Origin of the sequence: Streptomyces milbemycinicus (assembly GCF_002154605.1) — a bacterium.
GTDB lineage: Bacteria > Actinomycetota > Actinomycetes > Streptomycetales > Streptomycetaceae > Streptomyces > Streptomyces milbemycinicus.
Genome location: NZ_MUNE01000026.1, coordinates 20,773 through 28,684, shown reverse-complemented (window position 1 = coordinate 28,684; position 7,912 = coordinate 20,773). Strand labels below are relative to the sequence as shown.

Here is a 7,912-nt window from a genome sequence, read left to right as displayed (position 1 = left end):
GACTGCAGCACGAGGGCCGCCGCGGCGGCCCTCGTGCTGCAGTCCCGGCACGACACCGACCTGGAGGCCCGCCGCCGCTCGCTGGCCGTCGCCGAGGCATTCGCCAGCGCCCCGGGCATGGTCGAGGCGCTGCGCTCCCCCGACCCGACCGCGATCCTCCAGCCGCGCACCGAGCGCGCCCGCAACAGGGCCGGTGTCGACTTCATCGTCGTCCTGACGACGGACGGGATCCGCTATACCCACCCCAAAGCGAAGGAGATCGGTCGGCACTTCCTCGGGAGCTACCGTGACGCCGCGGAGGGTGACACCGTCATGGAGACGTCCACGGGCGTCCTCGGCCCCTCCGTACGGGCCGTGGTGCCCGTGACCGACAGCCGGGGCAAGGTCGTCGGGCTGGTCGCCGCCGGGATCACCGTGAAGAAGGTGAGCGGCGCGGTCGACCGGCAGCTGCCGATCCTCCTCGGCGGGGTCGCCGCCGCCCTCACCCTGGCCATGGGTGGTACGGCGCTGGTCAGCGGGCGGTTGCGGCGGCAGACCCACGGCCTGGACCCGGGCGAGATGACCCGGATGTACGAGCACCATGACGCGGTGCTGCACGCCGTACGGGAGGGCGTGCTGATCGTCGACGGCGAGCGGCGGCTGATGCTGGCCAACGACGAGGCGCGCCGGCTGTTCGACCTGCCGCCGGACGCCGAGGGGCGCCCCGTCGCCGACCTCGGCTTCGACGAGAGCACGGCCGAGCTGCTGGTGTCGGGCCGCGCCGCCACCGACGAGGTGCACAAGGCGGGGGAGCGGCTGCTGACGGTCAGCCACCGGCCGACCGACCGCAACGGCGGTCCGCCCGGCAGCGTCGCGACCCTCCGGGACACCACCGAGCTGCGCGCGCTGTCCGGCAAGGTCGATCTGGCGCGCAAGCGGCTGAAGCTGCTGTACGACGCGGGCCTGCGGATCGGCACGACGCTGGATGTGGTGCGTACCGCCCAGGAGCTGACCGAGTACGCGGCGGAACGGTTCACCGACTATGTGGCGGTGGACCTGGTGGACCCGGTGCTGCGCGGCGAGGAGCCGACGGGCGCGGCGACGGGCAGCGGCACCACGGCGCGCACCTCGCTGCGCCGCACCGCCCTCAGCGGCATCCGCGAGGACGTACCGCTCTATCCGCTGGGCGGGATGATCCGTTACGGGCCGGCCACGCCCCAGGCCAAGGGCTACGCGAGCGGTGAGACGACGGTGGAGGCCGTGCTTCCCGACTTCGCCGGGTGGCATGAGCACGATCCGGAGCGGGCGCGGGCGATCGTCGACCGCGGCATCCACTCCATGATCGCGGTCCCGCTGCGGGCCCGGGGCGTGATCCTGGGCATCGCCACGTTCATGCGCTCGGAGAAGCCCGAGCCCTTCGAGGAGGACGACGTCTCCCTCGCGGAGGAGCTGGTCGCCCGGGCCGCGGTGTCCATCGACAACGCGCGGCGTTACACGCGCGAGCACACCATGGCCGTGACGCTGCAGCGCAGCCTGCTGCCGCAGGTGCTGCCCGAGCAGAGCGCGCTGGATGTGGCGTATCGCTATCTGCCGGCGGAGTCGGGGGTGGGTGGCGACTGGTTCGATGTGATTCCGCTGCCGGGGGCTCGGGTGGCGCTGGTGGTGGGCGATGTGGTCGGGCATGGGCTGCATGCCGCGGCCACGATGGGGCGGCTGCGTACTGCCGTGCACAACTTCTCCACCCTCGATCTGCCGCCCGACGAGATCCTTTCCCATCTGGACGATCTGATCGCCCGGATCGACCAGGACGAGACCTCGGAGAGCCTGGAGGGCGGCGGTGTGATCATCGGCGCCACGTGTCTCTACGCGATCTACGACCCGGTGTCCCGGCGCTGCACGATGGCCCGCGCCGGGCATCCGCCGCCCGCGGTGGTCGCCCCCGACGGCTCGGTGGAGTTCTCCGAGGTGCCCGCCGGGCCGCCGCTGGGCCTGGGCACCCTGCCCTTCGAGACGGTGGAGCTGCAGCTGCCCGAGGGCAGCCATCTGGTGCTCTACACCGATGGCCTGGTCGAGAAGCGCGACCGGGACATCGAGGAGGGCCTGGAGCTGCTGCGCGCCTCCCTCTCCCACGCCGGGCGGACGCCGGAGGAGACTTGTACGGCGGTCCTCGCCGAGATGCTGCCCGACACCCCCGGCGACGACATCGCGCTGATCGTCGCCTGTACGCGGGTGCTGGAGCCGGAGCGGATCGCGGACTGGGAGGTGCCGTCCGAACCGGCCCTGGTCTCCGCGGTGCGCGCCGCCGTGGCGGCGCGGCTGGCCGAGTGGGACCTGGGCGACGTCGCGTTCACCACCGAGCTCATCCTCAGCGAGCTGATCACCAACGCGATCCGGTACGCGACCGGGCCGATCCGGGTGCGGCTGCTGTGCGACCGCAGCCTGATCTGCGAGGTGTCCGACACCAGCAGTACCTCGCCGCATCTGCGGTACGCGGCGACGGAGGACGAGGGCGGGCGCGGGCTGTTCCTCGTCTCGCGCTTCGCCGACCGGTGGGGGACGAGATATACGGCGGAGGGCAAGGTCATCTGGACGGAGCAGACGCTGCCGGAGCGCGGTAAGCGGCGGGGGTAGGGCGGTCTGCCCGACAGCGTGAAGGCTCTGCCCGACAGCGTGAAGGCAGCGTGGCCCTCACGCGGCAGCGTGGCCCCAACACGGCAGCGTGGCCGCCCCAACGCGGCAGCAACGCGGCAGCGTGGCCCCAACGCCCGACGGGCTTGATCCGGTCAGTCGGATCAAGCCCGTCGGCACAAGCCCATCGGCACGTTCGGATCGGAGATGTCTGCTACTTCACCGGCTGCGGCTCCGGTTCCTCCGCCGTCTCGCCGTCGTCCTCCGGCTCCGCGGGTGTCCTGACGGAGTCGAGCAGCAGCTGCGCGACGTCCACGACCTGCAGCGACTCCTTCGCCTTTCCGTCATTCTTCTTGCCGTTGACGGAGTCGGTCAGCATGACGAGGCAGAACGGGCAGGCGGTGGAGACGATGTCCGGGTTGAGGGACAGCGCCTCGTCCACGCGCTCGTCGTTGATGCGCTTGCCGATGCGCTCTTCCATCCACATTCGGGCGCCACCCGCACCACAGCAGAAGCCGCGCTCCTTGTGGCGGTGCATTTCCTCGTTGCGCAGCCCCGGCACCTTGGCGATGATCTCGCGCGGCGGGGTGTAGACCTTGTTGTGCCGGCCCAGGTAGCAGGGGTCGTGGTAGGTGATGAGCCCTTCGACCGGGGTGACCGGGATCAGCTTGCCCTCGTCGATGAGGTGCTGCAGCAGCTGGGTGTGGTGGATGACCTCGTAGTGGCCGCCGAGCTGCGGATACTCGTTCGCGATGGTGTTGAAGCAGTGCGGGCAGGTCGCGACGATCTTCTTCTTGGACTTCTCGACGACGACACCGTCCTCGGCATCTTCGCCGAATGCCATGTTCAGCATCTCGACGTTCTGCTGGCCGAGCTGCTGGAAGAGGAATTCGTTGCCGAGGCGGCGGGCGGAGTCGCCGGTGCACGCCTCGTCGCCGCCCATGATCGCGAACTTGACGCCCGCGATGTGCAGCAGCTCCGCGAAGGCCTTGGTGGTCTTCTTCGCGCGGTCCTCCAGGGCGCCCGCGCAGCCGACCCAGTACAGGTAGTCGACCTCGGACAGGTCCTCGATGTCCTTGCCGACGACCGGGACCTCGAATTCGACTTCCTTGGTCCATGCCAGCCGCTGCTTCTTCGCGAGCCCCCAGGGGTTGCCCTTCTTCTCCAGGTTCTTGAGCATCGTGCCCGCCTCCGACGGGAACGAGGACTCGATCATCACCTGGTAGCGGCGCATGTCCACGATGTGGTCGACGTGCTCGATGTCGACCGGGCACTGCTCGACGCAGGCGCCGCAGGTGGTGCAGGACCACAGCACATCCGGGTCGATGACGCCGCTCTCCGCCAGCGTGCCGATCATCGGCCGCTCGGCCTCGGCCAAGGCAGCGGCGGGCACGGAGGCCAGCTGTTCCTCGGACGCCTTCTCCTCCCCCTCGGCATTCTTGCCGCCGCCCGCGAGCAGATACGGCGCCTTGGCGTGCGAGTGGTCGCGCAGCGACATGATCAGCAGCTTGGGCGAGAGCGGCTTGCCGGTGTTCCAGGCGGGGCACTGTGACTGGCAGCGGCCGCACTCGGTGCAGGTGGAGAAGTCGAGCAGGCCCTTCCAGGAGAAGTGCTCGATCTGCGAGACGCCGAACTGGTCGTCCTCACCCGGGTCCTCGAAGTCGATCGGCTTGCCGCCCGAGGTCATCGGCTGCAGCGCGCCAAGCGCCACGTCCCCGCTCGACTCGCGCTTGAACCAGATGTTGGGGAACGCGAGGAAGCGGTGCCAGGCGACGCTCATGTCGATGTTCGTGGAGACCGTGATCATCCAGACCATCGTGGTGCCGAGCTTGATCATTGCGAACAGGTAGGTCAGGTTCTGCACCGTGCCGACGCTGAGGCTCTTGAAGAGCAGCACCAGCGGATACGAGGCGAAGTACTCCGGCTCGTAGGAGTCGACGTGGTGCAGTGCGCCTTCCGTGCCGCGCAGCGCCATGATCGCCAGGCCGATGATGAGGATGACGTACTCGACGAAGTACGCCTGCCAGGCCGTGGAGCCGGCGAACCGCGACTTGCGGCCGGCCCGGCTGGGCAGGTTGAGCAGCCGGATCACGATCAGGGTCGCGATGCCGAGCGTGGTCATCGTGCCGATGAACTCGATGTACAGCTCGTACGGGAGGAAGCCGCCGAGGATCGGCAGCGTCCAGTCCGCCTGGAAGAGCTGGCCGTAGGCGTTGATGATGGTCGGCGGCAGGGTCAGGAAGCCGATCGCGACGAACCAGTGGGCGATGCCGACGATGCCCCACTTGTTCATCCGGGTGTGCGCCAGGAATTCCTTCACCAGCGTCACGCTGCGCTGATAGGGGTTGTCGGTCCGGGCGCCCGCGGGCACCGGCGCGCCGAGTTTGAAGAAGCGCACGAACTGCGCGATGGCGCGGCCGAGCAGGGCAACGCCGACCGCGGTGAGAACCAGCGACACGATGATCGCGGCGAGTTGCATGGGGGCTCCTCGAACCTGCGAGAGCGGAATTACTAAGCAGTAACTTATCGGGTCTTGACCGAGATTACCCGGGGAAGCGGCGGCCTATGTAGTCGACCGGCCGGTGATCTGTGTCGCTTGGCTGTGGCTGCCCGGGTCATGTCCTCGCCTCTCCCTCTCTTGAGCTTCACTCTTGTCCGTGTCCTGTCCATAAGCGCCATATAAAAGTTGAGCCCGCCCGACTCAGGTCTGTTGACAGGCGGAAGTTGATCATGCACTCTTGAGCCTGTTCCACTCAATGCTGTGTAGCTGGAGGATTGCGAAATGGCTCGTGCGGTCGGCATCGACCTGGGTACGACGAACTCCGTCGTCAGTGTGCTCGAAGGCGGTGAGCCCACCGTCATCACCAACGCCGAGGGCGCCAGGACCACGCCGTCCGTCGTCGCCTTCGCCAAGAACGGCGAGGTCCTGGTCGGTGAGGTCGCCAAGCGCCAGGCCGTGACCAACGTGGACCGGACCATCCGGTCGGTCAAGCGCCACATGGGCACCGACTGGCACATCAACCTCGACGGCAAGAACTTCAACCCGCAGCAGATGAGCGCCTTCATTCTGCAGAAGCTCAAGCGGGACGCCGAGGCCTACCTGGGCGAGAAGGTCGCGGACGCGGTCATCACCGTCCCGGCGTACTTCAACGACGCCGAGCGCCAGGCCACCAAGGAGGCCGGTGAGATCGCGGGCCTCAACGTCCTGCGTATCGTCAACGAGCCTACCGCCGCCGCCCTCGCCTACGGGCTCGAGAAGGACGACCAGACCATCCTGGTCTTCGACCTCGGCGGCGGCACCTTCGACGTCTCGCTGCTGGAGATCGGCGACGGCGTGGTCGAGGTCAAGGCCACCAACGGTGACAACCACCTCGGTGGTGACGACTGGGACCAGCGCGTCGTCGACTACCTGGTCAAGCAGTTCAACAACGGCCACGGCGTCGACCTGTCCAAGGACAAGATGGCCCTGCAGCGCCTCCGTGAGGCCGCTGAGAAGGCGAAGATCGAGCTCTCCAGCTCGACCGAGACCACCATCAACCTGCCCTACATCACGGCGTCCGCCGAGGGCCCGCTGCACCTGGACGAGAAGCTCACCCGCGCCCAGTTCCAGCAGCTGACCAGCGACCTTCTCGATCGCTGCAAGGTCCCCTTCCACAACGTGATCAAGGACGCGGGCATCGCCCTCTCCGAGATCGACCACGTGGTCCTGGTCGGCGGCTCGACCCGGATGCCCGCCGTCGCCGAGCTCGTCAAGGAGCTGACCGGCGGCAAGGAAGCCAACAAGGGCGTCAACCCGGACGAGGTCGTCGCCATCGGCGCCTCGCTCCAGGCCGGTGTCCTCAAGGGTGAGGTCAAGGACGTCCTGCTGCTGGACGTCACCCCGCTGTCCCTGGGTATCGAGACCAAGGGCGGCATCATGACCAAGCTGATCGAGCGCAACACGACCATTCCGACCAAGCGCTCGGAGATCTTCACCACGGCCGAGGACAACCAGCCGTCCGTGCAGATCCAGGTCTACCAGGGCGAGCGCGAGATCGCGGCGTACAACAAGAAGCTCGGCATGTTCGAGCTGACCGGCCTGCCGCCGGCCCCGCGCGGTGTGCCGCAGATCGAGGTCACCTTCGACATCGACGCCAACGGGATCATGCACGTCGGCGCCAAGGACCTCGGCACCGGCAAGGAGCAGAAGATGACCGTCACCGGCGGCTCCGCGCTGCCGAAGGACGACATCGACCGCATGATGCGCGAGGCCGACCAGTACGCGGAGGAGGACCACAAGCGCCGCGAGGCCGCCGAGACCCGCAACCAGGCCGAGCAGCTGGTCTACCAGACCGAGAAGTTCCTCAAGGACAACGAGGACAAGGTCCCCGGCGACGTCAAGACCGAGGTCGAGACCGCGCTCGGCGAGCTGAAGGAAAAGCTCAAGGGCGACGACACCGCCGAGATCCGCACCGCCACCGAGAAGGTCGCGGCCGTCAGCCAGAAGCTGGGCCAGGCGCTTTACGCCAACGCCCAGGCGGACGGCGCGGGCGCGGCGGGTGCCGCGGGCGCGGCCGACGGCGGCCAGGCCAAGGCCGACGACGACGTCGTGGACGCCGAGATCGTGGACGACGAGAAGGCTGACAACAAGGGCCAGGGTGGTGCCGCGTGACGGAGGAGACCCCGGGCTTCGAGGAGCAGCCCGACGTCCCCTCCGAGGCCGCACAGACCCCTGACGATGCGGCCAAGGGTGCCGCCGGGTCCGCCGACAAGGCGGGCCCGGCAGCCCCGGCAGGGGACCTCGAGCAGGTGGCCATCCAGGCCCAGCTGGACCAGGTCCGTACGGCGCTGGGCGAGCGGACGGCCGACCTCCAGCGGCTCCAGGCGGAGTACCAGAACTATCGACGCCGGGTCGAGCGGGACCGGGTCACGGTCAAGGAGATCGCCGTGGCGAACCTCCTGACCGAGCTGCTGCCCGTGCTCGACGACATCGGCCGCGCCCGTGACCACGGCGAGCTCGTCGGCGGCTTCAAGTCCGTCGCCGAATCGCTGGAGACGGTCGCGCAGAAGATGGGGCTGCAGCAGTTCGGCACAGAGGGCGAGCCCTTCGACCCGCTGGTGCACGAGGCGCTGATGCACTCGTACGCGCCGGACGTCACCGAAACCACGTGCGTGCAGATTCTGCAGCCGGGGTATCGAATCGGCGAGCGTACGATCCGCCCGGCGCGGGTCGCGGTCGCCGAGCCCCAGCCGGGCGCCCAGCCCAAGGGGGACGAGACGCCGGACGAGGAGAGCGGTGGCCCGGACGAGGGCTGACGTGACAGCT

The 7,912-nt window shown here is 68.7% G+C and carries 4 protein-coding genes; 3 read left to right on the top strand and 1 reads right to left on the bottom strand.

The window, feature by feature from the left end; genetic code table 11:
• Window positions 1–2,610: SpoIIE family protein phosphatase (locus tag CCN51_RS02165; protein WP_086859203.1), on the top strand; the 2,610-nt coding region annotated here is incomplete at its 5' end.
• A 211-nt stretch (window positions 2,611–2,821) separates the two neighbouring features.
• Here the strand turns inward: CCN51_RS02165 and CCN51_RS02160 are convergent.
• Entirely contained in the window at window positions 2,822–5,086 is a 2,265-nt protein-coding gene (locus CCN51_RS02160) for a (Fe-S)-binding protein (protein ID WP_014178231.1), read from the bottom strand.
• Window positions 5,087–5,389: 303 nt separating this feature from the next.
• On the opposite strand from CCN51_RS02160, the gene dnaK reads away from it, so the two are divergent.
• Window positions 5,390–7,258 (top strand): molecular chaperone DnaK, encoded by a 1,869-nt coding sequence (gene dnaK, locus CCN51_RS02155; protein ID WP_014178232.1) that lies wholly within the window; start codon window positions 5,390–5,392, stop codon window positions 7,256–7,258.
• A complete protein-coding gene (gene grpE, locus CCN51_RS02150) occupies window positions 7,255–7,902 on the top strand; it encodes a nucleotide exchange factor GrpE (protein WP_014178233.1) in 648 nt (215 codons plus the stop codon). Before dnaK ends, grpE begins: the two co-directional genes overlap by 4 nt.
• Window positions 7,903–7,912: the final 10 nt, after the last annotated feature.